Below are 24,546 nucleotides of genomic sequence, written 5' to 3'. Positions count from 1 at the left end.
TTGATAGGCACGGGACGCACGGAATATTGCGGCCGCGGAATCCGCGCGGCCTCACGCGCGATCCCTCGCGCAACTCCAACGGGACGGTCAACATGCTAACTCGACCCGAAGCCTTGAGGCGGCCGACAATGGACGCACCGCTTGCCGTACAGGTTGTACGGCAATATGCGCCCAGCCGCGGCGGGCTCGAGGACGTCGTGAAGAACTTGTCGCACCAGCTCCTGATACGCGGCTATCGGGTCCGGGTCGTGACCCTCGAACGCGTCTTCACCGAGCTTGAAAGCAAGCTGCCCCACGCAGAGACGATTGACGGCATCGAGGTCGTTCGCGTCCCGTTTTCCGGCAGCACACGCTATCCGATTGCGCCCGGCGTATTCCGGCACGTTCGCGATGCCGACATTGTTCACGTGCACGCCATCGACTTCTTCTTCGATGCGCTGGCCTGGGGACGGTTTCTGCATGGGAAGCCCATGGTCGCGACCACGCATGGCGGGTTCTTTCACACTAGCCGATATGCGGCGTTCAAGGCGGTGTGGTTCAATACGCTCACCCGGATCTCTTCCCGTGCCTACGATCGCCTGATCGGATGCAGCCCGCAGGATGCGCGGCTCTTCCGGCCGATCGCCGGCGAAAGGGTCATCGAGATAGGCAACGGCGCGGATACTTCGAAGTTTCACGACGCCGCATCCCACGCACCCGTGAAGCGCATGGCGACGATCGGCCGGTTTTCGATCAACAAGCGGCTGGACAACCTTCTCGACACGATGAAAGCCCTCGTGGCGTCCGATCCGGACTGGCATCTCGACATTATCGGGGTCCCGGGCAACCACAGTGCGGCCGACATTGCCACCATGATCGCCGCTCGCAGGCTGGAAGGAAACGTCGAGGTGCATCTCGGCCTTCCCAATCAGGAAATCCGGGAAGTGCTCGGCCGCAGCTCGTTCTTTGCCTCGGCCTCCGAGTATGAGGGATTCGGACTGGTCGCCGTGGAAGCGATGAGTGCCGGGCTGGTACCGCTGCTCCAGCCCAATACCGCCTACCGCGACCTCGCCGCGCGACATTCTGACATACGGCTTTGTGATTTTGGCGATGCCGACAGCGCGGCGAACATGATACCCAAGGAATTCGACCTGCTCCAGAGAAGCGGCCCTTCGATGCGGGAGAGCGCGATGCAGGCTGCCTCGTTCTACTCCTGGGACAAGGTCGCCGAGCGCTATGCCGAGATCTATCGCGATGTTCTGGAGCGCAACAGTAGCAGGCGAAACACCGCAACCCACCTGGAAAAGCACCGGGCCTGAAAGCTCCCAACCGAAAGCACGGCTATGATATTCAAGGGAATGCGAACGTCGACCGTGATGCGCGCGGCAAGGAAAGGTAGCCTGATTGCCGGCATGCTTCTCCTTGCATCGCCGTCGATCGCCGCCCAGGGTTGCCTACGCGGTATAAACCTCTCCGGCGCCGAATACGGCAAGCCCCCCGGTGTCTATGGCAAGGACTACATCTACCCGAGCGACGCGACGATCACCTACTTCGCCGGAAAGGGCTTCAACGCAGTCCGGCTGCAATTCCTGTGGGAGCGGCTTCAACCGACCCTGATGAAATCGTTCGACCGGGCGGAGCTTGCACGCCTCGACGATGCCACGAACAGGATCAAGGAAGCCGGCATGACCGTGATTCTCGATCCTCACAACTATGCCTACTACCGCGGGAGCCAGATCGGCTCCACGGATGTGCCTGATGCCGCGTTCGCCGATTTCTGGAAGCGTCTAGCACGGCACTTCAAGAACGATCCTGCGGTGCAGTTCGGCTTGATGAACGAACCCTTTGACGTGACTGCCGAGCAGTGGCTGGGTTCGGCGAACGCAGCGATTGCGGCCATCCGTGGGACCGGCGCGACAAACTTCGTGATGGTGCCGGGGACGATCTGGAGCGGCGCGCACAGCTGGGAGACGGACCGTCTCGGCGGCGCCAACGGAACCGTCATGCTTGGGGTCCAGGACCCGGCGAACAACTTCGCATTCGAGGTGCATCAGTATCTCGATAGCGATTTTTCGGGCATGCACGACACGTGCGAGCGGGCAGACGACGCCGTGGCGGCACTCGAGAACTTCACGGCCTGGCTGCGCAAGAACGGCAAACGCGGATTTCTTGGCGAGTTCGGCGGAGCCGCAAACACTGATTGCCTGACAGGGCTCGCCCGCATGACCGCGGTGGTCAACGAGAACTCCGACGTATGGACCGGCTGGACCTACTGGGCTGCGGGCGACTGGTGGCCGGCCAGCGAGCCGCTGAACATCCAACCCACCAAGGATGGCGACAGGCTGCAACTGAAGGCGCTGGAGCATGGCAATGCACTGCCGGCACCGACCGCGGCTTGCCCCGCACTCAAGTGATTGCAGTCACTCTTCAGCCGTGCAGCGGCCGGGCGCTTCTTGCAGCGATGGGCAGATTGCCGATGGCCTGGTGGCCAGACGGAGTGACAGAAGAGCGCCGTTCTTTTCTGTAGGCGTTCGATGTTCCGAGCAGGAACCATAGCAGCGCCGCCGTCTTGATCGAATAGAACGAGTCGCTGATCAGCATCAGCAGCAATATGTAGACGATCACCATGGAGTGGAACCGCCAGGCGCGTGGATCGGCAAGCGGCGCGTGCACGAAGGTCAGCCACAGCCCGACAAACCCAATGGCCCCGAATGCCGTGAGCGAATAGGCGAGCCCCGAATCAGCGGTGAACTGATCGGTAATCTCGGTACCCATCACGACGCCTGTCGACAGTTGCGTCAGGATATGGGCGGTCGCCGTGAACCGGCCAGCGATGTCGTTGGGACCTTCGCCCGTGACCGATGTAATGCCATAGACCGCGAGAACGGCGAGCAGCAGGAACGGCAGGACGCTCCACACGGTGCGCGGCAGCAGATTGTAGAAGGGATAGAGCAGCGTGATGAGCACGCAGGTGTAAAGACCGAAGCGCGCATCGGCAAAGGCGATGAGCGCGAACGCCATCGCCCCGGCCCACCAGCGCGCAGCAAATTCGCGGCCCCGGTACAGCGCCCAGGAATAGACGATCACCGCGAAGTTGCCCATCGAGACCGGTTCCAGGAACACCGAGGAGACACGATGCTGGCCAAGGAACGGCAGGATCGTGCGGGCCTCCGGGCGCGTCCCGAGATGAACAGGCCCTGGGTCTGGCCGTAGAGCTGGTCTACCGTCACGGATCCCCGGGCCACATAATAGCCGATGACGTTGAAGTACGAGATGAAGAGATCGCTGAGAAAATACTCGAACAAGCCGATCACCAGCACGATTGCCGAAGACACAACGACAAGGCGATCACCCAACCTGGGGTCCTTGATCCGCATGCCGGCAAAATAGAACGCGATCGGGATGAGAATGTCTCGGATCGCCTTGAGATTGTATTGCCCGCCGCGAAGGGCGAAGAGCAACACCATGTAGCTGACGAAGACGGTGATGAGCAGGTAGAAGCCAAGCCGGCGGTTCACGGCGACCAGGAAGCACAATCCGACGATCAGCATCTCCGAAAGCATGACATGGCTTTCGGCAATGCCCATGAGCCTGGTGTTCACAAGGCACAGCACGAGGTTGAACAGCAATCCGCCGAGCACGCAGGCAAATGCAAGCGTGCGGAGGAGTGGCGAGACATGGGCAGACTCTTGCCCAGATGATCCCGAAAATTCCAGCGGGGTCGAAAACGATCCGGGGAAGCGTTCGCGCGGGGACGGAAAGACCTTCATCGCCAGACGGCCTGCTGGGAAACGACGACATTTCCAAGAAGCTTCTCGCGCCAGGGCCCAATTTCTTCAACCAGGGCCGAAAGGGCGGCGGTGGAAGTCGCTCCTATTTCCGAGACAATGAGAATTCCATCGACGTGATCTAGCAGGATCGGAAGCATCTCGCCCGCAGGCGTCTGGCAGGCATCGACTACATTGAAGGAGGACTTCCGGGCGAGCGGGCGTGTCCCGACGCGGACGGAGGAAAGCGCCACGACGCGGCGTCCCCGGTCTCCCATCCATTCGAATTCCAGCAGATCCTGCAATGCGTGGGCCGGGCTATCCATATCCGTGGCCGGGCGTCCGAGGCCGGTGCTGACCTTGACGGAGCGAACTGCGCCCAGCGAACGCACCTTTTCCGCGCGAAGTTCGCCATTGAAGAACAGGACCTCTTCTCCAAGCAGGCTGAGCTCACGGGCAATGCCGGCTGCGACAGCGTGTGAACCACCCTTCGTTCCGGCGGAAAGGACGATGATCGTCGCGGGGACCGTCTTGGCCAGCTCAATCCGCAGCATGTGGGCGGCGCGCGCGAGGCCGAATGCCGGCGCCCTTCCCGGTATCGCTGCGCCGGAGGCCGACAGAACCTTGAGGCGACTCAACGCCTCGCTGACCCTTGCGGACCATCCTGAAGGGACGGAATGCTCCGCTTCGAGAATGGCAAGGACGGGCACTCCGGTTGCCGCGAGCAGGTTGCGCTCGGACCTGAGCGTCCCGGCGAGAACTTCACGCAGGACTGCGAGCGCGCTGCCGGCGGCCGTGCCGAAAAGTAGGGCCGCAATTAGAACCAGCAGCTTGGGTGCCTGGACCGGACTTGCTGCCGGCACCGCCTGGGAAATGATGCGCGAGTTGCCCTTGCCGATATCCTGTTGCCGGCTCAATTCCTCTGCGCGCGTCAGGAAGGACTTGTAGACCGCGTCGATTGCCGTGGCCTCGCTCTGCAGCTGGGTAAGGCGGATGCGCGCCTTGCCGCTGTCACTGTTCGTCTCGGTCAGGCCGTCGAACCGCTTCTGAAGGGCTGCGAGGTTGCTCTTGGCTCGCTCGTAGTTGTTTTCCGTCGATTGCCGGATGCGGCCGAGTTCCTTCTCAACGACGATCTTCATGCTTGCCGTCTGCGAGCGCGCCGCCCGCATCTGGGGATGGCCGTCGCCGAGATTGGCTGAAAGCTCCGCCTGCCGGTCGAGCATCTGCGCGTAGCGGCTGCGCAAGGTGCTCAGCGATGCCGACTGCAGCGCCTCGGGAATTGCACCGGATTCGACATCCAGGACGTTCAGCTGCTTGGCCTGCTCCGCGATCGTCCTCTGCTGCTCAACCAGCTGGCTTGCCGCCAGTAGCTGCTGGTTCAGACCCGACAATTGCTGATCCGAAACAAGGCCTTGCGCACCGGTGGAAATCAGGCCGTTCTCGGCCCTGAATTTTTCCACTGCCGCCTGCGCGTCAAGAAGGCGCTTGCGAAGCTCCTCCGCCTGAACCTGGAGCGCCATGCTGGTACGCAGGTTGGCATCGGAACGCGAAGCGTCCGTTTGGCGAAGATAGGCATTGGCCACGGCATTGGCGATCCTGGCCGCCATTTCGCTGTCTCGATGCTTCGCCGACACCGTGAAGACGAGGGTCTCCCCCTGACGTTCGACAATGAGATCCTGCTGCAAGGCACTGACCACGCCGTCCGCCCGACCCTCTTCACTTGCCTTCGTCACGCCGCCGAACAGTTTCTGACGCCATCCGCCCGTACCGGCAAAATAGGGATCGCTCGTCAGGGACAATTCCTTGACGACTTCATGAAGCAGCTGGCGCGATTGAAGGATGTATAGCTGGCTTCCAAGCGTCTGCTGTCCGCCGGATGCGCCCTCCGCGCCCATTCCGGTTTCCGAGCCGACGACCGGGCCGGTGCCGACGTCAACGAGAAGCTCTGCGGTGGATCGATAATAGGGTTTCTGGAGAAGCAGAAATGCCAACCCCAGCAAGACACAGGCAAGCGCCGTCAGAACCACATAACGGATTCTCCGTCTCAAGATTCCGGGCAGCTGAAAAATGTCTATGTCCATCGAATGCCCGAAGTGCGTGCGGCCGAAGCGCTTCACCCCATTTAAAAAAATCTGCCACGCCTGTGCCTCCGGGATCCGTCCCGGACCGCGAGGCTTGCGCTTTTTGTCGGCCTCGACGGTCGCAGAAGATGGTTAACAAAGCCTGAAGCCGCAGCTCGCCAACCAGACTCCGAGAGCGCGCCAGCCCTGGAATGCCGGCTATTCCAGCGAGAATCCGCCCTCAGCCGCCGGTGAGTCGATTCGATGCAACCTTTGCGTACTTTAACGACCGGGTTCACCGATTCTTATCCAAGTCCTTTTAGTCGATCTTATCGCCCGGCCTGTATCACAGGACGAGAGCGAAGCGACCACATGACGTGCGGACGCTTTGAAACAGATCGAGGAGCAACGGGAAAATGGAATCCAAAATCCGAGAACTGCTGGCGAAGCATGGTGGCCTGCCGGTCGCCGCGGACCTGATCGCCGACGACGCCGACCTCTATGCGGCGGGCATGTCTTCCTTCGCGTCCGTCCAGATCATGCTGGCAATCGAAGAGACGTTCGACATCGAGTTTCCCGACAATCTCCTGAACCGCAAGTCGTTCCAGAGCATCGCCGCCATCGTCAGGACGGTTGAGGTCATTCTCGGCGTCTCGGAGGCGGCCGAATGAACATCTCCACCGGCGCGAGCCTTTCGGAGCGCGCGCAGCGCGTCGGTGCGGTTGCTGCCGCCCACGCCGATCAGGTGGACGTCGAGGGTCGCTTCCCGCGGGAGGCTGTCGATGCGATGATCACCGAGCGGCTGCTGTCGATCCAGATCCCCGCCGGGCTTGGCGGCGAGAATGCGAGCCTTTCCGAGATCGCTGAAGTCTGCTCGCTGATCGGCCAGTCCTGTGCAGCGGCGGCCATGATCTTCGCCATGCACCACATCAAGCTCTCCAGCCTTGTCTCGCACGGTATGGACAGCACCTGGCATCGTGCCTTCATGCGCCGAATCTGCGAGCGGCAGCTTCTTCTCGCATCCGCCACGACCGAAGGCGGCATTGGCGGGAATTTGCGCAACAGCATCTGCGCGATCGAGATTTCCGGCGACCGGTGCAGCCTCGAGAAGGACGCGACGGTCATTTCCTACGGGGCCTTCGCGGACGCTATTCTCATCACGTCACGCGCACACGCCGATGCCGCTTCGACCGACCAGGTGATGACCGTCTTCACCAAGGATCAGTATTCGCTGGAACGCACCCATGTCTGGGATACGCTCGGCATGCGCGGGACCTGCTCGGACGGCTATCTCTTCAAGGGCAATGCACCGGCGGAGCAGGTTCTGCCGAAGCCGTTTGCCGAAATCGCGGCGCAGTCGATGCTTGCAACGTCGCATCTCCTGTGGAGCAGTGTCTGGTACGGCATCGCCGTCAATGCGGTCAGCCGCGCTCAGAACTTCGTCCGGGCGGCCGCCCGAAAGTCACCCGGTGCTCCGCCTCCGGGTGCGTTGCGCCTCGCCGAGGCCTCCAACCTCCTGCAGATGCTGAAATCCAACGTCGTCGCAGGACTGAAGGAATTCGAGGCCGCGAAGGCCGAACCGGACCGTCTGTCTTCGATGGGTTTTGCCGTTTCGATGAACAACCTGAAGGTGGGCTCTTCCGAGATGATCCTGACGATCATCAACCATGCGATGCTGATCTGCGGGATCCTCGGATACAAGAACGGCACGCCCTTCAGCCTCGGGCGACACCTGCGCGACGCCCATTCGGCCCAGCTTATGATTTCCAACGACCGTATTCTCGGCAACACATCGAACCTCCTGCTCATCCACAAGCAGGACACCAGCTTGATGGAGTGAATCATGGACATGCAATCCTCACTGCTCGACAGACTCTTCGAGTCCGGGCTCCTGATCGATACCGGCGTCGAAGGGCTCTACGGTCGCAGCGGCCTGTTCGAAGAGGTAATCGCCCGTTTCGAGACGCTCATCGACAGCTACGGCGGCAAGGACGGCGCTGAGGCAATGCGCTTCCCGCCCGGCATGAACCGCGCCTATTTCGAGAAGAGCGGGTACATGAAGAGCTTTCCGCAGCTGGCCGGCACGGTGCACAGCTTCTGCGGCAATGATCTCGACCATATGAGCCTGCTCCAGTGCATGGAGGTGGACGGCGACTGGACGAAGGACCAGAAGGCGACCGAGATCGTTCTGACGCCGGCAGCCTGCTATCCGCTCTATCCGACCGTTGCAAAGCGCGGCCGCCTGCCGGCGAAGGGCAGCCTCTACGACTTGCAATCCTACTGCTTCCGGCACGAACCCTCGACCGATCCCGCGCGCCAGCAGCTCTTCCGCATGCGCGAATATGTCTGCATGGGGACCGAGGCGCACGTCACCGAATTCCGTCAGACCTGGATGGATCGCGGCGTCAAGATGATGGAATCGCTTGGCCTCAACGTAACGATCGATGTCGCCAACGATCCCTTCTTCGGCCGCGCCGGACGCATGATGGTCAACAACCAGCGGGACCAGAACCTGAAGTTCGAGCTCCTCATACCGGTGACCTCGGCCGCCAAGCCGACGGCCTGCATGAGCTTCAACTATCACCAGGATGCCTTCGGGACGAAATGGGATCTCCAGCTTGAAGACGGCAGCGTGGCGCACACGGCTTGCGTGGGCTTCGGACTGGAGCGGATCGCCCTTGCGCTGTTCGCCCGGCACGGGATGGATGTCGCCACCTGGCCGGAAACCGTCCGCAAGACGCTCGGATTCTGAGCTTGGCAGTCATGTCAGTCTTCCCGGGTCTCGAACCCGACAGTTACCGGCCACATCCGCTTCATAGCCTTGATCGGATGTGGCCGGAGACCAATTGCTATGTCGATCTCTGGATCGAGGTGCTCTCCACGCTCGCGATGTCCCCCGAGGCAATGCTCGGCTTTACGCTGACCCAGGATTTCGAGGGCGACCAGTTCACCTTCTTCAAGGTGCCGTTGGAGGACCTTGAGCGGCTTTACGGCGTGCGCTGCACCGAGCTTGCCATATACGACCGGATCGAGGCCCATGTCGCCGAACAGGTGTCGCGTGCGCGGCTGTGCCTCATCGAGATGGACAGCTTCTACATGCCCGATACGCGCGGGGTCGCCTATCGGATGGAACACGGCAAGACGACCGTCGCCGTGAACCGGCTCGACGTCGCCGCGCGGAGCATGGACTACTTCCACAATGCGGGATTCTTCCGTGTCGAGGGCGACGATTTCGACGGACTGTTCCGGCTGCAAGACGGACCCGACGAACTGCCGTTCCTGCCCTACACGGAATTCGCCAAGCTTCCTGCGGAGAAACCTCAGCCCGCGCATCTCATCGCGGAAGGGGAGCGCTTGCTGCACTTCCATTTTTCCCGCCGCCCCAAAGACAACCCGATTGCCGCTTTTTCAAAGGTGTTTCCGGCGCAGGTGGAAGCGGTCGCGGAACGGCCTTCGGGCTTCTTCCACAAGTACGCTTTCAACACGTTGCGCCAGCTCGGAGCCAACTTCGAACTTGCCGCCAGCCATCTCGAATGGATTGCCCCCGATGGCCCGTTCGTCGAAGCGGCCGAGGCGGCGAGGCGAATCTCGGAAGTGGCCAAATCGGTCCAGTTCCAGGTCGCGCGCGCGGTGGCGAGAAAAAAGTTCGAACCGCTCGCCGCCGCCCTCGATCCCGCAGCGGAAGCATGGGAACAGTTGATGGCCGTCCTCCGCCGCCGGCTGGGTTGAGAGTGATAATGGATACGCGCCCGCGCATTGAAGCCTCCGTCAGCCGGAACCTCACGGACGGCTGGACGATGGCGCTCACGCCGTCGGGCGCCTGGACCAACCCCTCAGGCCGAACCGCCGACGTCGAACTGATCGATGCCGTCGTGCCCGGAACCGTCGCCGGCGCTCTGGAACGGGCTCGAAAATTCGATCGGGCCGCTCCCCGTCCGCTGAACCATCTGGATGCCTGGTACTTCCTCGACGTGAACGACGAGCCGAACGGGCCAGCACTGCTGCGCCTTGAAGGGCTCGCCACGGTGGCGGAAGTCTATTGGAATGACGAGCAGGTACTGACGGCCGAGTCGATGTTCCTCGCGCATGATGTCACCGTTACCTGCAACGGCGCAGATCGCCTCGCGATCTGTTTCCGTGCCCTCGCCCCGCACCTCGAGAAGCGCGGACCAAGAGCGCGATGGCGGCCACAGATGATAACCCCGCAGGGACTGCGTCTCGTTCGCACCAGTCTGCTGGGCTACATGCCAGGCTGGTGTCCGGAAATCCACCCCGTCGGACCGTTCCGCCCGATACGGCTTGTGCGTAATGCGGAGCACGACCCTAGCGACCTGCGCCTTTCGGCGACACTCGATGAGGACGGCACCGGCCACCTGGACGTGTCATTCAGCCTCTTCGGCGCAACGGGGCCGATTGCGCTCACCTGCGCGGGGCAAACTGGGCCGCTCGAACTCGTCGACGGCGCCTACCGTGGAAGCATCACGTTGCCCGGCGTGGAGCCATGGTGGCCGCATACGCACGGCCGCCCCGTTCTGCACGACATCGAAATCGTGATCGGCGGCGAACGTCGGCTCCTCGGCAGGACCGGCTTTCGCAGGGTCTCTATCGACCGCGGCGCCGACGGCCGGGACTTTGCGGTTCACATTAACGGCGAACCAATCTTCTGCCGCGGTGCGGTGTGGACCAATGCCGACATCGTAGATCTGCCGGGCGAGAGAGCCGCCTACGAGCCGCTGCTTCGGCTTGCGGCCGAGGCAGGCATGAACATGCTGCGCATCGGCGGAACGATGACCTACGAGACGGAAGCGTTCTTTCGCCTCTGCGACGAACTCGGCATCCTGGTCTGGCAGGATTTCATGTTCGCGAATTTCGACTATCCTGTGAGTGATCCCGGTTTCGTCTCGCTGGTGCAGCAGGAAATCACGCAGTTGCTGCGCGCCCGCCGGGCCTCGCCTTCGCTGGCCATCCTTTGCGGCGGCAGCGAAATGTTCCAGCAGGCAGCGATGCTAGGGCTTCCGGAAACCGCGTGGAACGGTCGCCTGACGCAGGAAATCCTGCCATCCATCGCCGCGGCGGAACGCCCGGACCTCCCCTTCGTCGAAAACAGCCCAAGCGGCGGGGCGATGCCATTTTCGCCCAATGCCGGCGTCACCCACTACTACGGGGTCGGGGCTTACTGCCGGCCACTGGAGGACGCGCGGAGGGCCAATGTGCGCTTTGCCGCCGAGAGCCTCGCCTTTGCGAACGTGCCGGAACAGGAGACCCTCGACACGCATCTGCCGGTCCCGGCCGTTCTCGATCCGCGATGGAAGGCGCGTGTGCCGCGGGACAGGGGAGCGTCCTGGGACTTCGAGGATATCCGCGATCACTATCTCTCCGATCTCTATGCCGTCGATCCATCAAGGCTCCGGCGCGAGGATCCCGCACGCTACCTCGATCTTTCGCGGGCGGTTTCGGGGGAAGTCGCTGAAGCGGTCTTTGCCGAGTGGCGGCGGCCTGGGTCGACCTGCAACGGCGCCCTGGTCTGGACATTCATGGATCTCCTGCCCGGTGCGGGCTGGGGACTGATCGACGCCACAGGCAAGCCAAAACCGATCTGGCATGCGTTGCGGCGCGCCTTCCGGCCAGTCCACATCGCGCTTTCGGATGAGGGAACAAACGGGCTCGACATCCACGTCATCAACGAAACTCCGTTCGATCGACATGTGTCGTTAGAAGTCAGTTGCCTGAGGGACGGCAGAGTGCCTGTCGTCGCGGGAAACCGCGAGCTGGCGCTTTCGGCGCGAGAGTCGCGGACGATCGCCGCAACGGATCTCTTCGGTGCCTTTTTCGACACCACATATGCCTTCCGGTTCGGTCCGCCGGCGCACGAAGTGACGGTGGCGCGGCTGCGCGACTGCGACACTCGCGAGGTGATCCACGAGGCGTTTCACTTCCCGCAGGGGCGGTCGGCCGTATTCGCAGCTGCGACAATAACCGCCGGGCTCGAACAAAGCGAAGGATGGTCGCTTCTCGTTTCGACCGATCGCTTCGTGCAATCCGTGAATGTCGTCGCCGAGGGCTACGTGGTTTCCGATAACTGGTTTCACCTTGCGCCCGGCGAGATCCGTAAGCTTTCGCTTAGCGGCGCAGAGAACGCACCCGCGCCGTCCGGGGAGATCCGCGCGCCTGCCCTCGCGTCTCCAGTTAACTTCTGACAGGAATGCCGGCCCGGTCGCGCCGGGCTATTCGGCGGCGACCTGCGAAGGCTGGGCTGGAACGAGAAGCGAGACGAGGCGGCGTGATGCCCGCCCCAGACCTGACGGCATGCGCGAGACGAGGCGATCCATTACCACCGCATCTTCCACCGGGATAGCGCGCAAGAACCGCAGCATCAGGAAGTAAACGACCGCACCGGCGCAAATTGAGATCGCGACACCGACCAGTCCGGGGACCAATTCGGTGACAGTCCACGCGGCACCGCCGCACAGGATCGCGGCAATCGTGACCTTGGCAAGCACGGTTCCCTGTCCCGATGCCTGCGCTTTCAGCTGGACGCGCCGGATGAGCAACAGGCCCATTGCCGCGAAGACAATACCCCTCACAACGGCGGCGCCGGGGCCACCCCAGATCGGCACCACGACTACGCAGCCCACCACCATGATGGCCGCGCCCAATCCGCTGATGGCAAGACGGGCCGTTACCTTGCCCATGGAATAGAGATACTGCGCGGCAAGCTGGACGAAGACATAGGCCGGCGACCCCGCCGCCAGGATGGCGACGATGAGACCGCTCTGTGCAAACTCATTGCCATAGACCGCAACGACGAGCGGGATCGAAATGGATGCGAGCCCCAAGCAGAGGGGAAGCGTTATGTAGGCGAAGCTGCGCATCACGCCGTGAAAGACATCCGCCGAAAGCATGCCGCCGTCCAGTTCCCGGCGCTCCGCATAGAAGGGTATGAGGCTGCCGGTGAGCTGGACAGGCAATTGCAGGGCGAGATTGGCGAGCGAAAGCGCGACCGCATAAAGACCAACCTCGCCGACAGAACGGAAATGCTGGAGGAAGAACAACTCCGGCCGGCTGAAGAATATCGCCCCGATCACATACTCCACAAACAGGATCGCCGAGGTGGTGGCGAGGAACTTGGTTTCATATCCCGCGGCATTGCGTGGCGTCGCGAAGATGCGAACCGTGTAGAAGAATTGAACCGCCTGGCCGGCGATATAGCCGGCGAGCGCGCCAACCGTGCCGCCAGCAATCGCACCCGCGAGCACGAAGGAGATCTGCAGCGCCGAGGAGAGCGCTGTGATCCTCAAGAGCGTGAGCACCCGCTGTTCGCCGATGAGATAGTTCTTCGTGATGGAACCAATGGACTGGATGAAAAGAAGAATGCCTGTGAGAACGACGACGCTCTCGCTCGCCTCCAGCCAATGCGCGGCCTCGGCCCTCCAGGAAACAAGGCAATAGGCAAGCGTGATAACCGTGGTGGACAGAAACACGGGCAGAGCGAGATAGGCCGCAAAGCCACGCCGTTCGCGCTCGCTTGCGCCCCTCGCCCTCAATTCGGGAATGAAGCGCATGAGCAGCATGCCCGTTCCGAGTTCCGCGATCAGCGCACCCGTGACGGCGACCCAGAGAGCAAAGGCGACGACGCCGTTGGCATCAGGCCCGAGGAGACGCGCGACCAGTACGGAACAGCCGAATCCCGTCAGAAGCTGCAGCATTCCAGCCGCCGCATTCAGGAGCGAATTCGACATGATGCTCGTACTCATCGGCAGTCCTTCTGCGGCACGCGATTGTCGTGCAGACGCGCGTCATGCGCCTGCGGGCACCGTAGCCGGCGAGTCTTAAAATATTGCCCTTACGCCGGTTCTAACCTCGTGCACGGATCGCGGCGCGTCAGTCCAGCCGGACCATCGTCCGCGAAAGATCTCCAGCGATCGTTGCGCCATGCCGGTCCTGCCGGTAAGTCCGTAGACGGCCACGCCAGCGAGGGGCCGCAGCAGCCGGGGAAGGTAGCTGGCCACCCCGAAACCATGTTTGCGCATGACATAGCCGAGCCCCGAGCTGTAGGTTCGCATCTTGGCGATGCTCTCGGGAGAGGTGCGGTCGGAAATGTCGTCGGGGTGGAAGCCGGTGAGAGCGGGATCGTAGAAGCCCTTCGCGCCCGTCGAGAGCAAGGAGAGAGCCAGGTCCTGAACCTCATAGGCGCCCCATGGGGTGCCCGAACCCGGACCGATCTGCTCGTCAAAACCGCCTGCTGCGAGAAAGGCGGAGCTGCGAACCAGCAGCATCCATTCTATCAGGGTCGTCCAGACATTGGCGCGAACGATCGCGGCCGGGATCCTCGAGAAGTTTCCCATAATCGTCTCGCCGGAGAGATTGACCGCGCGACCGCAATAAAAGTCGGCGGAATGCTCCTTGCGCAACGAGTCCAGCCGGGCCATGAAATCATCCGGATACCAGCAGTCGTCGTCCGGGAACAGCAGCCACTCTCCCCTTGCCTTCGTGGCTCCGAGGTTGCGGGCGCGACAGACACCCGGCAGCGGCGTGCGGATGTGTACGATCTCGAAATCGTCGCGCCAGCCCGCAAGCACGGAAACAAGCCGGTCATCCCGGTTCTGATCGACGACGATCAACTCGAAATCGCGACGTCTCTGCGCGGCGAGCGACGCGAGAAGCGGCTCCAGTTCGCCGGAGCGACCCAATGTGGCCACCACCATGGAAATGCGGGTATCCGAACGGTTCGACATGGAAGCTCCCTGAAGGCGGCAACCTGATGCCGTCTTACCCATCTTCCCGCTAAACCCGTTAAGGCGTCATGAAGTCGAGCTCCCCAATTCGAGCTTTCTCCTTGATTTTTAGCCTCTATTGGTCGCCACGGTTCCAGCCGCGACCACGATCTCCATACATTTCGAAACCTGTGTGGGTGATCGCCAGCGTATCCTCCAGCTTGATGAAACCACGCTTCGGATGAAGCATCGTCGTTTCGACGGACACCACCATTCCCGCCTCCAGGGGGCGGCCGGCATCCACGCCCTCATATGTCACGGGATGGTTCGTCATCAGGAAAGGCGCCTCATGACTGACCAGCCCCATACCGTGGGTGAAGAAATCGGTGAAACCGGCGCTCGGGATCGATTTCAGCGACGTTTCCGCATGCGCGATCACGTCGCCGGCAACCACACCGGCGCAGATTTTTGAGAAGGCCGCCTGCTGAACGGATTCCACTTCGGCAAGCAGGTCGATCAGTTCGCCATCCGGCTCCCCGAGAACGCCCATACGGCACAGATCCCCGATGTAGCCGTGATAGTTTCCGCCGGAATCAATCGACAGGATGTCGCTCTTCGCCCAGGCCTGCGACGAGGAGGCCCGGTTATGGCTCGGGCCGAGGGTCAGCAGGCAGTACTCGAAATTGAGGCCCCTTTCGGTCTCCTCGCGGCGCAGGCGCTCGATGATTTCGGCCTTCGTCGTACCCTCGCGTGCCCAGCCGATGGTGGCCATCATAGAGTCGGTAATGAGCTCGGACGCACGCTTCAGCTTCTCCAGCTCGCTCGGGCTCTTGATCGCCCGCAAGCGCTCCAGAACCCCCGTCGCATCGACGAAGGTGGAGCCCTCGAGTGCCGCCGACAGCAGCGCAAGCGCGTCCGACGGAAGGAAGGATGGCTCGATGCCGATCCGCGCGCCCGTCCTGCCAATCATCTTCAGATGTGCGACGGCCTGCTCGACGGCATCGAACGTACCCCAGCAGGCGGTCCGCACCGATGGTGTCCAGAACGGATGGTTCTGATGTTCTCCCCCCTCCATGCGGTTTCCAACGTAGCCGGCGTGCTCCGGCACGCCTTTCTCGTAGATCACGATGGGCAGGTAGCGGCTGTGTCCGATCGCATCCATGGCGGAGAAGAAGATGAACCTATAGCCGCCGAGCAGATATTGGGTGTTGTGCTTCGACGTCGCGAGCAGGACATCGATCCCCGCCTCCTCCATCAGCCGATCGAGGCGATGATGATCGAACGGCGTCGGCAGGGCCGACGCTTCTCTTGCTGTCTCGTTCACGGTTTCCTCCCAAGATGGTGGCGAGCATTGTCTGGATGCGCCCGGACGCCACGGCTATCGTCCTCGTCAGCCTCGCGCGGGCGGAATGAGACGAAAGTCCGGCAGGTCGCGCAGCGCGACTTCGGGCCCCGCAGGTGAGTACACCACGAAGAGCTGCATCGGTTCGGAGCCGGTATTCTGCGTCGAATGGAACCTGCTCTCCGGAATGAAGACCGTGCATCCCGGCCCGACCTCGCGAACGATCGGATGGCCCTCCTCGTCCTCGACCATCTGCTCACCACGGCCGGCGATCACGAAGATTATCTCCTCCGCTCCCGGGTGATTGTGGCGTGCGTGTCCCTTTCCGCTCGGAAGGTCGACGACCCCGCCGGAAAAACGCTCAGCCCCGTTCACTTCCGGAGATATCGTCACTGCAAGCTGCCCCCAATCGAAGCCGAATACGGTGACATCCTTGGGGTACACAAACAGATTCCTTGCCTTCGACATCATGAGATCTCCCTGAATTCCGTCGATCAGACGACGATACCGACTCTCAGATTCTTGAAACTCTGGGTCTGCTCGCGGATCGCCGCTTCCGCGGGAAGGCGTTCCATCGAGCTTGCGCCATAGAAACCATTGCAGCCCGGGCAGCGCTGAAGCACGTAGGACGCATCGTCAGGCATTGAGATAGGCCCACCATGGCAGAGTACGATGACCTCCTTGCGAACGGAACGGGCGGACGATGCAATCGCCGAGATCTCTTCGACGCAGCTGTCCAGCGACTTGGCCGACGTCGCACCGATCGAGCCCCCGTCGTTACGCCCATATGCGCCACGATGATGTCGGCGCCGGCCCTCGCCATGGCGGCCGCTTCCTCGGAATTGAAAACATACGGCGTGGTGAGGAGGTCGAGTTCATGCGCCTGTGCGATCATGTCGACCTCAAGGCCGAAGCCCATTCCCGTCTCCTCGAAGCTCTGCCGCATGGCCCCGTCGAAGAGGCCGATCGTCGGAAAATTCTGGACGCCTGAAAAACCCATCGCCTTCAGCTCCAGGAGAAACGGCCGCATCAACACGAAGGGATCGGTGCCGTTCACGCCCGCGAGGACTGGCGTATGCCTGACCACGGGCAGCACTTCGACCGCCATTTCCTTCACGATCTCGTTCGCGTTGCCATAGGCGAGGAGCCCGGCTGCCGAGCCGCGCCCCGCCATGCGGTATCGGCCCGAATTGTAGATGATGATGAGATCGATGCCACCGGCTTCCTCGGCCTTTGCGGAAAGTCCGGTGCCGGCACCGCCGCCGATGATAGGCTGGCCGCGCGCGATCATGTGCTCGAACTTCTCAAGGATGGCTTTGCGGGGAACAAAGGGCATGGGGGCGTCTCTCACTCGGCTGAGATCTCGCGAAAGGCGGCAACCGCCGCCTCGGCAAATCGCGGATCGTTGATATGGAAGGGCAGGTGCACGATCTGCCGGTCGGCGGTCTGGCGCATCTTTTCCTCAACTGCCTCGAACAGCGCATGGTCGGCATCCGGGTCGTAAAAAGCACCACCTTCGATATCGAGCGCAGACACGCCCTTCTCCGCAATGAGGAAGCGGACCGGACCGTCGCAAGCGTTCAACCTGGCGGCAATCCAGCCCCCGATGGCGCGGCATTCCCCGGCGGTCGTGCGCATGAGCGTCACGTTCGGATTGTGCCGGTAGAAGTGCCTGTGGCGATATCTCTCCGGCACCGTTTCAGGTGCCCAGAAGTTCACCATGTCCAGAGCGCCGACCGACCCCACATAGGGAAGCCGTGTTCGGGCCACCGCACCAAACCGATCCTCCGTCGCCGCCAGCACGCCGCCGCAGAGCAGGTCGCAGACTTCGGTCGTGGTGATGTCGATGATTCCCTTCAGCATGCCGCTGTCGGCGAGTTTCTCCATCGTCCTGCCGCCGGTGCCCGTCGCATGGAAGACCATGCAGTCGTGATCACTCCGAAGCCTTTCCGCGATCGCGGTCACGCAGGGTGTCGTGACGCCGAACATGGTGAGGCCCACGGAGGGAAGATGTGCAACCTCCTGTGCGGGTGCAGCCGCCATGCCCGCAATGGCAGAGGCGGCATTCTGCAGGATCACGCTGCTAAGGGCATTCAAGCCTGCCATGTCCGTGACGGACGGCACCATTACAATATCGGAGATACCGACATAGGGCGCGACATCGCCCGAGGCGAGCGTAGATACCATGAGCTTGGGAAGTCCCAGCGACAACTCCCGCATGCCCGAAGTTATGATCGAGGTGCCTCCGCCTCCCCCGATGCCGACGATTGCGCCGATATCGTTGCGGGTGCGGATGAAACGGGTGAAGGCAACGCCCATCGCCGCAACCGCCACGCCGCGATCGGTCGTTGAAAGAACGGCGTTCGCGCCATCAGGGTGATGCGCCGCAACCTCGGCACCGGTTGTATCCACCGCGACCGCTGGGCCGCGGGTGCCGACGTCCACCTTCAGCACACTGCCGCCGGCCGCCTCGATCCTCTCCGAGAGAAACGCCAGTTCCTCCCCTTTCGTATCTGCAGTGCTGACCACGTATATCCGGCTCATGCACCCTCCCCGGTTCACCTCCTCCGTGAACGTCCTAAATGCTGATGTGCAGCATTCTGGTTTGACCAGATTAGTAGCCTTTCGGCTTGTAAGGAGTCCAGTGGCAAACCGATAAATCAGACTGGTTGATTGAAAATCCGATTAAAAAGCACGGGACTTTGATGTATAGATTACTAGTCTGGCGCTTTTGTCAGTTTTTTCAATGTCCCAGAATGCCTTGACCCAATTTATATTTGGTACTACCAGATTGAACGAAGCGACGGATCAGGCTTGATAGTCCGAAAAGGTGGAAAAGGGTCGAGGAGGGCCCGTGCCGAATAGGCAGAAACCCGGAGGGCCAACAAAGCCGGCTTGCTACGCCCGCTCACGACGCGGGCTAGGTGCGTAAATGGGAGGAAATCATTATGCGCAACAAAATAGCCGGCCTTCTGGCCGGTCTCGGCATGATGTTCGCCTGCGGTACCTCCGCAAAGGCGCAAGAGCTTACGATCTTTTGGGCGGAGTGGGATCCGGCCAACTATCTTCAGGAACTCGTCAACGAATATGAAGCCGAGACCGGCGTAAAGGTCACGGTCGAAACGACGCCGTGGGCGGATTTCCAGACGAAGGCATTTACCGAATTCAATGCCAAGGGCAGCGCCTATGACCTCATCGTCGGCGACAGCCAATGGCTGGGTGCGGCCTCGGAAGCGGGCCACTACGTCGACCTCACCGATTTCGTCAAGGAGCACAAGGTCCTGGAATCGATGGCCCCGGCGACCGTGAAGTTCTATTCCGAGTATCCCGGCAACAGCGGCAAATACTGGTCGATCCCGACCGAGGGAGACGCCGTCGGCTGGTCCTATCGCAAGGACTGGTTCGAGGACCCCAAGGAGAAGGAAGCCTTCAAGGCCAAGTACGGCTATGACCTCGACGTGCCGAAGGACTGGAAGCAGCTTCGCGATATTGCTGAGTTCTTCCACCGCCCGGATCAGAAGCGCTACGGCATCGCGATCTACACCGACAACTCCTATGACGGGATGGCCATGGGGTTCGAGAACGCGCTGTTTTCCTTCGGCGGCGAACTCGGTGACCCCGTGAGTTACCAGGTGGAAGGCATCATCAATTCCGACAAGGCCGTAGCAGCGCTCGACGCCTACAAGGAGCTCTACAAGTTCACGCCTCCGGGCTGGGCCAAGACCTTCTTCGTCGAAAACAACCAGGCCATCACCGAGGGTCTGGCTGCAATCAGCATGAACTACTTCGCCTTCTTCCCGGCCCTGCTCAACGAATCGACGAATCCCCACGCCAAGAACACCGGCTTCTTCGCGAACCCGGCAGGCCCGGGTGGCGACCAGTTCGCAGCTCTTGGCGGGCAGGGAATCTCGATCGTCTCCTATTCGCAGAACAAGGAGGAGGCAGTGAAGTTCCTCGAGTGGTTCATCAAGGACGACACCCAGAAGAAATGGGCCGAACTCGGTGGCTACACCTGCAACAAGGCGGTGCTCGAGTCGGCGGAGTTCCAGAATGCCACGCCGTACAACAAGGCCTTCTACGAGACGATGTTCAAGGTGAAGGACTTCTGGGCGGTGCCGGAATATGCGGAGCTGCTCCAGCAGTTGAACCAGCGCATCTATCCGGCGATCGTCGGCGGCGAGGGAACGTCCAAGGAAACCCTCGACGCACTGGCGGCGGACTGGACGGCAACGTTCAAGAAATACGGCCGCATCAACTGATCGGCTGAAGCCAAGGCGGAGGGGGCCGATGCGTCCCCTCCTTCATCGACCGGAAGGCGGCCCTCAGCCTCGTTTGGTCCGACCGGCATATGGCAACTGCGCATGGTGATGCCCGTCCCGGCTCCGTCCGGAATCATGCGCCGAACTCTCGGAGGAGGAGAGTATTGGCAACCGCTATCATGACGACGCTGGATTCGCATTCGCGCGCCGCCTCGCGAGGCATGAGCGACATCAAGATCCGCAATCTGTTCATCATCCCGACGATCCTTTTCCTGATCATCTTCAACATTTTTCCGCTCGTTTACTCGCTCGGCTATTCCTTCACGGACTTTCGCGCCTCGACCAACGCGCCGGCCAACTTCATCGGGCTCCAGAACTACCGCGAGCTTCTGAACGACCCCTTCATCTGGACCAATTTTGCGATCACGGCGAAGTACGTGATCGTATCGGTGACTGGCCAGGTTCTCGTCGGTTTCGGGGTGGCGATGCTGCTGAACCGGGACATCCCGTTCAAGGGACTGCTGACCACGCTGCTTCTCCTGCCTATGATGCTCTCGATGGCGGTCGTGGGGCTCTTCTGGAAGCTGCTCTACGACCCCTCCTTCGGCATCATCAACTACGCGCTCGGCCTCGGCTCGTTCGAATGGCTCGCGAACCCGAGCATGGCGCTCTATGCGGTCGCCATCACCGACATCTGGATGTGGTCGCCCTTCGTCATGCTGCTTTCGCTGGCCGGGCTCTCGGCGGTCCCCAAGCATCTCTACGAGGCTGCGGCGATCGACCGGGCCGGGCCATTCTACACCTTCTTCCGCATCACGCTGCCGCTGGTCGCCCCCATCCTTATGATCGCGATCATCTTCCGTACCATGGAGGCCTTCAAGACCTTCGATCTCGCCTACATCTTAACCAGCCAGCCGACGACGGAAGTGATCTCCATCCGGCTCTACAAGATGGCGTTCCAGGAATGGCAGACGGGACGCTCCTGCGCATTGGCCTACATCGTGCTGATCATGGTGCTGGCAATCACCAACATCTACGTGAAGTACCTCAACAAGGTGAAGGAGCGCTGAGATGGCTGCCGTTCGCACATCTTCCGAACGCGCGATGAACCGCCTTGCGATTGCCGCGGTCCTTGTCATCACGCTGATCTTTCTGGCTCCGATCTACTGGATCACCTCAACGGCCTTCAAACCGCGAAACCTCGCGACGACGATACCCCCGACCGTCGTCTTCCAACCCGAAATTTCACCCTTCGTGAAGCTCTTCACCAAGCGCTCGCAGCTCAGAAACCCGCCGACGCCCGAAGAGTATGCGGCAGCCCCGTGGTGGGAGCGGCTGGTCTTCGACGGCGGCGAGAAGGTCGTCCGTTCGGGCAAGGGCGAAGTGCAGTTATCGGGCTATCCCAGCCGGTTCATGAATTCACTGATCGTCGCGATCAGCTCGACGGTTCTTGCCGTCAGCATGGGAACGTTCACGGCCTACGGCTTCTCGCGCTTCAGGGTGAAGGGAGAGGCAGACCTTCTGTTCTTCATCCTCTCGACTCGCATGCTGCCGCCCGTGGTGGTCGCCATCCCGATGTTCCTGATGTACCGCGCTGTCGGTCTCAACGATACCCACTGGGGCCTGATCATCCTCTACACGGCGTTCAACCTGTCCTTTTCTGTCTGGCTCATGAAGGGTTTCATCGACGAAATCCCCAAGGAGTACGAGGAAGCGGCGCTCGTCGACGGCTACACGCGGATGGAGGCCTTCTTCAAGATCGTGTTGCCGGAGGCCGCGACGGGCATCGCCGCGACCGCCGTCTTCTGCTTCATCACGGCCTGGAACGAATACGCCTTCGCGCTGATCATGACGAACCGTCGCGCGCAGACGGCCCCGCCATTCATTCCGAGCCAGGTCGGTTCCGGGCTGCCTGACTGGACGGTGATTGCCGCGGGCACGGTCCTGTTCCTCTTGCCGGTCGCCATTTTCACTTTCCTGCTGCGGAACCACTTGCTGCGCGGCATGTCATTCGGAGCGATCCGCAAATGAGCTTCAGAGCAATCAACCGGAAATATCTCGAACCCGCGGCGCAGATCCTGATGATCGCCGGGATCGTTGCGCTCTGCCAACCCTGGAACCTCTTCCTGCACCGCTACGGACTGACGATGACGCTGATCGGACTCATTGCCTTCATGATCACCTCCAAGATCGGTCCGGAACCGGAGAAGGACGAGAGGTCCAGGACATGACACAGATCGAGCTTCGCGGGATCGGCAAGTATTTCGGCGCTCTGAAGGTGATCAAGGACCTCAACATCGCCATCAACGACAACGAGTTCATTGTCCTCCTCGGCCAGTCCGGCTGCGGCAAGACGACGACGTTGCGCGCCATCGCGGGACTGGAGACGATCGACGAGGGCGATATCCTGATCGACGGAAAGCCTGTGCAGGACATGAAGGCCTCGGACCGGGATATCGCCTTCGTGTTCCAGTCCTTCTCCCTCTACCCACACATGAACGTCTACGAGAATGTCGCGTTTCCCCTGCGCGCTACACGAAAGAGCAGGAGCGAGGTCGATAGCGAGGTGCAGGCCGTCGCGAAGACATTGCAGATCACGCACCTGCTTTCGAAGAAGCCGTCGGCGCTCTCGGGCGGGGACATGCAACGCGTGGCGATAGGGCGGGCACTCGTCCGTCGCCCGAAGGCGATGCTGATGGACGAGCCGATCGGCGCACTCGACGCGAAGCTGCGCGAGGAGATGCGCACGGAAATCAAGCGGCTTCACCTCAAGCAGGGGTCGACGACGATCTACGTCACCCACGACCAGGTCGAGGCCATGTCGCTCGCAGACCGCATCGTCGTGATGCATGAGGGCGTGCTCCAGCAGGTCGGCAGCCCTTCGGATGTCTACTCCCGCCCGGCTAACATCTTCGTGGCCCAGTTCGTTGGCAGCCCGGTGATGAACATCGCCGATGCAATGGTCAGCCAGCAAGACGGCATGGCCACCGTCGTGGTCGATGGCGCCGCAGAAGGTCTTGCTTTCCCTCCGGAACTGATCGGCAAGCTCGACGCCAAGGGCACCAGGAGCGGGAGCATCGTGCTCGGCGTGCGACCGGAAGGGCTCCAGATCGCCCGTGAACAGCGTGACGGATATCAAGCCGTCGAGGTGCAACTCATCGAGCCGCTCGGTTCTCACGACATCGTCGATCTCAAGGTTGGCTCGCAGACGTTGCGGGCGCGAACCAAGAGCGGTTTCGTGCCCAATCCCGGTGAGCGGGTCTGGGCCAGAATCGATCCTTCGCAGGCCCATTTCTTCGACAGGGCAACCGGCATTTCTCTCGGAATCGAACTCTGATGGCCCATATAGAACTCAAGGGAATATCCAAAACCTTCGGCAGTCATCCCGCCCTGGGGAACCTCGATCTTGAAATTGCCGACGGCGAATTTTTCGTGCTTCTCGGCCAGACGGGCGCCGGCAAGACGACGACGCTGCGGCTGATCGCCGGACTGGAAAAGCCGACCGAGGGCAGGATCCTGATCGATGGCCGCGACGTCGCTGACTGGGGCGCGGCAGAGCGCGATGTCGCTCTGGTGTTGCAGCAGTATTCCCTCTATCCGCGCTACACCGTGCGCGAGAACCTGGAATTTCCGCTAAAGGCGAAGATCCGGCGGATCGACGCGAACGAGATCAAGGAACGGGTGGAGCGGGTCGCACGCACGCTCCGGATCGAACATCTGCTCGACCGCAAGACCGACCGGCTCTCGGGCGGGGAGATGCAGCGTGTTTCGATCGGCCGGGCGATCGTCCGCAAGCCGCGTGTTTTCCTGATGGACGAACCGCTTTCGGCGCTGGACGCGAAGCTGCGCGAAGCGCTTCGCACGGAGCTCAAGAACCTCCAGATGAATCTCGGAGCGACATTCCTCTTCGTTACCCACGACCAGATCGAGGCGATGTCGATGGGCGACAAGATCGGCGTGCTGGACAATGGTCACCTTGTCCAGACCGGAACGCCTCAGGAAATCTACAACAATCCCAGGAACACCTTCGTCGCCCGGTCGGTCGGCTCGCCGCCCATGAACCTTCTCGACGGCAAGCTTCTCAATGGGCGCGCGGTCATGACGCCGAACAGTTTCGAACTTCCCTATGAGGGGCAGGTCGTCGCAGATGACCGGCCGCTCACCTTCGGCATTCGACCGGAGGACCTGTTCCTTGATCGGGGCGCCCCCGCCGAAGCGCGCGTGCACGACATCGAGAACCATGGCGTGGAGAAGATCCTGACGCTTCGGGTCGGCAGCAGCATGCTGCGCGCAACGGTTCCGGCCAGAACCGGGGTGGAAATCGAAGAGGCAGTGCGCTTCGCCTGGGACCCCGCCAAGGTCGTCCTTTTCGATGGCGAGACCGGAATGAACCTGGGGCACACGGGATAGGGTATCCCACTCCGA

At 61.6% G+C, this 24,546-nt stretch carries 21 protein-coding genes and 1 pseudogene; 13 read left to right on the top strand and 9 right to left on the bottom strand.

The window, feature by feature from the left end; genetic code table 11:
* The first annotated feature begins 128 nt into the window (after positions 1 to 128).
* A complete protein-coding gene (locus F3Y30_RS03565; protein ID WP_246752858.1) occupies positions 129 to 1,298 on the top strand; it encodes a glycosyltransferase family 4 protein in 1,170 nt (389 codons plus the stop codon).
* A gap of 57 nt (positions 1,299 to 1,355) precedes the next feature.
* On the top strand, positions 1,356 to 2,393 hold the full coding sequence (locus tag F3Y30_RS03560; RefSeq protein ID WP_203426470.1) for a glycoside hydrolase family 5 protein: 1,038 nt from the start codon (positions 1,356 to 1,358) through the stop codon (positions 2,391 to 2,393).
* Positions 2,394 to 2,406: 13 nt separating this feature from the next.
* On the opposite strand, the gene F3Y30_RS03555 is transcribed toward F3Y30_RS03560, so the two are convergent.
* From F3Y30_RS03555 to F3Y30_RS03545, 3 genes are read right to left on the bottom strand one after another with little or no spacing between them, the layout of a single operon-like run.
* A complete protein-coding gene (locus F3Y30_RS03555) occupies positions 2,407 to 3,081 on the bottom strand; it encodes a hypothetical protein (protein WP_203425177.1) in 675 nt (224 codons plus the stop codon).
* Complete coding sequence (locus tag F3Y30_RS03550) at positions 3,063 to 3,749, bottom strand: hypothetical protein (protein WP_203425176.1); 687 nt, start codon at positions 3,747 to 3,749, stop codon at positions 3,063 to 3,065. The genes F3Y30_RS03555 and F3Y30_RS03550 overlap by 19 nt, the downstream gene beginning before the upstream one ends.
* The gene (locus tag F3Y30_RS03545) at positions 3,746 to 5,827 is read right to left on the bottom strand and encodes a GumC family protein (protein WP_281435420.1); all 2,082 of its coding nucleotides are present in this window, start codon (positions 5,825 to 5,827) and stop codon (positions 3,746 to 3,748) included. The genes F3Y30_RS03550 and F3Y30_RS03545 overlap by 4 nt, the downstream gene beginning before the upstream one ends.
* Positions 5,828 to 6,222: 395 nt before the next feature.
* On the opposite strand from F3Y30_RS03545, the gene F3Y30_RS03540 reads away from it, so the two are divergent.
* Genes F3Y30_RS03540 through F3Y30_RS03520 form a run of 5 tightly spaced genes read left to right on the top strand, consistent with a single transcriptional unit; the run spans position 6,223 to position 12,003 of the window.
* A complete protein-coding gene (locus F3Y30_RS03540) occupies positions 6,223 to 6,477 on the top strand; it encodes an acyl carrier protein (RefSeq protein WP_203425174.1) in 255 nt (84 codons plus the stop codon).
* Entirely contained in the window at positions 6,474 to 7,646 is a 1,173-nt protein-coding gene (locus F3Y30_RS03535) for an acyl-CoA dehydrogenase family protein (RefSeq protein WP_203425173.1), read from the top strand. Before F3Y30_RS03540 ends, F3Y30_RS03535 begins: the two co-directional genes overlap by 4 nt.
* A gap of 3 nt (positions 7,647 to 7,649) precedes the next feature.
* On the top strand, positions 7,650 to 8,558 hold the full coding sequence (locus F3Y30_RS03530) for an amino acid--[acyl-carrier-protein] ligase (RefSeq protein ID WP_203425172.1): 909 nt from the start codon (positions 7,650 to 7,652) through the stop codon (positions 8,556 to 8,558).
* Positions 8,559 to 8,569: 11 nt separating this feature from the next.
* A complete protein-coding gene (locus F3Y30_RS03525; protein ID WP_203426469.1) occupies positions 8,570 to 9,535 on the top strand; it encodes a DUF1839 family protein in 966 nt (321 codons plus the stop codon).
* Positions 9,536 to 9,543: 8 nt separating this feature from the next.
* On the top strand, positions 9,544 to 12,003 hold the full coding sequence (locus F3Y30_RS03520) for a glycoside hydrolase family 2 protein (protein WP_203425171.1): 2,460 nt from the start codon (positions 9,544 to 9,546) through the stop codon (positions 12,001 to 12,003).
* Between the two features lie 27 nt (positions 12,004 to 12,030).
* On the opposite strand, the gene F3Y30_RS03515 is transcribed toward F3Y30_RS03520, so the two are convergent.
* The 6 genes and pseudogenes from F3Y30_RS03515 to F3Y30_RS03490 all read right to left on the bottom strand — a co-directional run bounded on the left by F3Y30_RS03515 (position 12,031) and on the right by F3Y30_RS03490 (position 18,406).
* A complete protein-coding gene (locus F3Y30_RS03515; RefSeq protein ID WP_203425170.1) occupies positions 12,031 to 13,560 on the bottom strand; it encodes a polysaccharide biosynthesis C-terminal domain-containing protein in 1,530 nt (509 codons plus the stop codon).
* 75 nt (positions 13,561 to 13,635) lie between these two features.
* Positions 13,636 to 14,541 (bottom strand): glycosyltransferase family A protein, encoded by a 906-nt coding sequence (locus F3Y30_RS03510; RefSeq protein WP_203425169.1) that lies wholly within the window; start codon positions 14,539 to 14,541, stop codon positions 13,636 to 13,638.
* Positions 14,542 to 14,656: 115 nt separating this feature from the next.
* On the bottom strand, positions 14,657 to 15,844 hold the full coding sequence (locus F3Y30_RS03505) for a Xaa-Pro peptidase family protein (protein WP_246752856.1): 1,188 nt from the start codon (positions 15,842 to 15,844) through the stop codon (positions 14,657 to 14,659).
* 66 nt (positions 15,845 to 15,910) lie between these two features.
* Positions 15,911 to 16,330: a cupin domain-containing protein gene (locus tag F3Y30_RS03500; RefSeq protein ID WP_203425168.1), complete on the bottom strand. Its 420-nt coding sequence runs from the start codon at positions 16,328 to 16,330 to the stop codon at positions 15,911 to 15,913.
* Between the two features lie 26 nt (positions 16,331 to 16,356).
* Positions 16,357 to 17,198, bottom strand: a pseudogene (locus F3Y30_RS03495) (phosphoenolpyruvate hydrolase family protein).
* An 11-nt stretch (positions 17,199 to 17,209) separates the two neighbouring features.
* The gene (locus F3Y30_RS03490; protein ID WP_203425167.1) at positions 17,210 to 18,406 is read right to left on the bottom strand and encodes a Tm-1-like ATP-binding domain-containing protein; all 1,197 of its coding nucleotides are present in this window, start codon (positions 18,404 to 18,406) and stop codon (positions 17,210 to 17,212) included.
* Positions 18,407 to 18,810: 404 nt separating this feature from the next.
* Between F3Y30_RS03490 and F3Y30_RS03485 the strand changes: the two genes are divergently transcribed.
* From F3Y30_RS03485 to F3Y30_RS03460, 6 genes are all read left to right on the top strand, one after another.
* A complete protein-coding gene (locus F3Y30_RS03485) occupies positions 18,811 to 20,121 on the top strand; it encodes an extracellular solute-binding protein (RefSeq protein WP_203425166.1) in 1,311 nt (436 codons plus the stop codon).
* 164 nt (positions 20,122 to 20,285) lie between these two features.
* Positions 20,286 to 21,191: a sugar ABC transporter permease gene (locus F3Y30_RS03480; protein ID WP_203425165.1), complete on the top strand. Its 906-nt coding sequence runs from the start codon at positions 20,286 to 20,288 to the stop codon at positions 21,189 to 21,191.
* 1 nt (position 21,192) lies between these two features.
* A complete protein-coding gene (locus F3Y30_RS03475) occupies positions 21,193 to 22,152 on the top strand; it encodes a carbohydrate ABC transporter permease (RefSeq protein ID WP_203425164.1) in 960 nt (319 codons plus the stop codon).
* Entirely contained in the window at positions 22,149 to 22,352 is a 204-nt protein-coding gene (locus F3Y30_RS03470; protein WP_203425163.1) for a hypothetical protein, read from the top strand. The genes F3Y30_RS03475 and F3Y30_RS03470 overlap by 4 nt, the downstream gene beginning before the upstream one ends.
* Positions 22,349 to 23,458, top strand: coding sequence for an ABC transporter ATP-binding protein (locus F3Y30_RS03465; protein ID WP_203425162.1), 1,110 nt, complete (start codon positions 22,349 to 22,351; stop codon positions 23,456 to 23,458). Before F3Y30_RS03470 ends, F3Y30_RS03465 begins: the two co-directional genes overlap by 4 nt.
* Positions 23,458 to 24,531 (top strand): ABC transporter ATP-binding protein, encoded by a 1,074-nt coding sequence (locus F3Y30_RS03460; RefSeq protein ID WP_203425161.1) that lies wholly within the window; start codon positions 23,458 to 23,460, stop codon positions 24,529 to 24,531. The genes F3Y30_RS03465 and F3Y30_RS03460 overlap by 1 nt, the downstream gene beginning before the upstream one ends.
* Positions 24,532 to 24,546: the final 15 nt, after the last annotated feature.

This window comes from Sinorhizobium sp. BG8, assembly GCF_016864555.1.
Classification (GTDB): Bacteria; Pseudomonadota; Alphaproteobacteria; order Rhizobiales; family Rhizobiaceae; genus BG8.
This window is presented reverse-complemented; position numbering and strand designations above follow the sequence as displayed.

What these genes read in the sequence shown, in the direction of transcription:
- F3Y30_RS03565 (WP_246752858.1), top strand. Translation starts at nt 129, where the DNA reads ATGGACGCACCGCTTGCCGTACAGGTTGTACGGCAATATGCGCCCAGC.
- F3Y30_RS03560 (WP_203426470.1), top strand. Translation starts at nt 1,356, where the DNA reads ATGCGCGCGGCAAGGAAAGGTAGCCTGATTGCCGGCATGCTTCTCCTT.
- F3Y30_RS03555 (WP_203425177.1), bottom strand. Translation starts at nt 3,081, where the DNA reads ATGGGCAACTTCGCGGTGATCGTCTATTCCTGGGCGCTGTACCGGGGC.
- F3Y30_RS03550 (WP_203425176.1), bottom strand. Translation starts at nt 3,749, where the DNA reads ATGAAGGTCTTTCCGTCCCCGCGCGAACGCTTCCCCGGATCGTTTTCG.
- F3Y30_RS03545 (WP_281435420.1), bottom strand. Translation starts at nt 5,827, where the DNA reads ATGGACATAGACATTTTTCAGCTGCCCGGAATCTTGAGACGGAGAATC.
- F3Y30_RS03540 (WP_203425174.1), top strand. Translation starts at nt 6,223, where the DNA reads ATGGAATCCAAAATCCGAGAACTGCTGGCGAAGCATGGTGGCCTGCCG.
- F3Y30_RS03535 (WP_203425173.1), top strand. Translation starts at nt 6,474, where the DNA reads ATGAACATCTCCACCGGCGCGAGCCTTTCGGAGCGCGCGCAGCGCGTC.
- F3Y30_RS03530 (WP_203425172.1), top strand. Translation starts at nt 7,650, where the DNA reads ATGGACATGCAATCCTCACTGCTCGACAGACTCTTCGAGTCCGGGCTC.
- F3Y30_RS03525 (WP_203426469.1), top strand. Translation starts at nt 8,570, where the DNA reads ATGTCAGTCTTCCCGGGTCTCGAACCCGACAGTTACCGGCCACATCCG.
- F3Y30_RS03520 (WP_203425171.1), top strand. Translation starts at nt 9,544, where the DNA reads ATGGATACGCGCCCGCGCATTGAAGCCTCCGTCAGCCGGAACCTCACG.
- F3Y30_RS03515 (WP_203425170.1), bottom strand. Translation starts at nt 13,560, where the DNA reads ATGAGTACGAGCATCATGTCGAATTCGCTCCTGAATGCGGCGGCTGGA.
- F3Y30_RS03510 (WP_203425169.1), bottom strand. Translation starts at nt 14,541, where the DNA reads ATGTCGAACCGTTCGGATACCCGCATTTCCATGGTGGTGGCCACATTG.
- F3Y30_RS03500 (WP_203425168.1), bottom strand. Translation starts at nt 16,330, where the DNA reads ATGTCGAAGGCAAGGAATCTGTTTGTGTACCCCAAGGATGTCACCGTA.
- F3Y30_RS03490 (WP_203425167.1), bottom strand. Translation starts at nt 18,406, where the DNA reads ATGAGCCGGATATACGTGGTCAGCACTGCAGATACGAAAGGGGAGGAA.
- F3Y30_RS03485 (WP_203425166.1), top strand. Translation starts at nt 18,811, where the DNA reads ATGCGCAACAAAATAGCCGGCCTTCTGGCCGGTCTCGGCATGATGTTC.
- F3Y30_RS03475 (WP_203425164.1), top strand. Translation starts at nt 21,193, where the DNA reads ATGGCTGCCGTTCGCACATCTTCCGAACGCGCGATGAACCGCCTTGCG.
- F3Y30_RS03470 (WP_203425163.1), top strand. Translation starts at nt 22,149, where the DNA reads ATGAGCTTCAGAGCAATCAACCGGAAATATCTCGAACCCGCGGCGCAG.
- F3Y30_RS03465 (WP_203425162.1), top strand. Translation starts at nt 22,349, where the DNA reads ATGACACAGATCGAGCTTCGCGGGATCGGCAAGTATTTCGGCGCTCTG.
- F3Y30_RS03460 (WP_203425161.1), top strand. Translation starts at nt 23,458, where the DNA reads ATGGCCCATATAGAACTCAAGGGAATATCCAAAACCTTCGGCAGTCAT.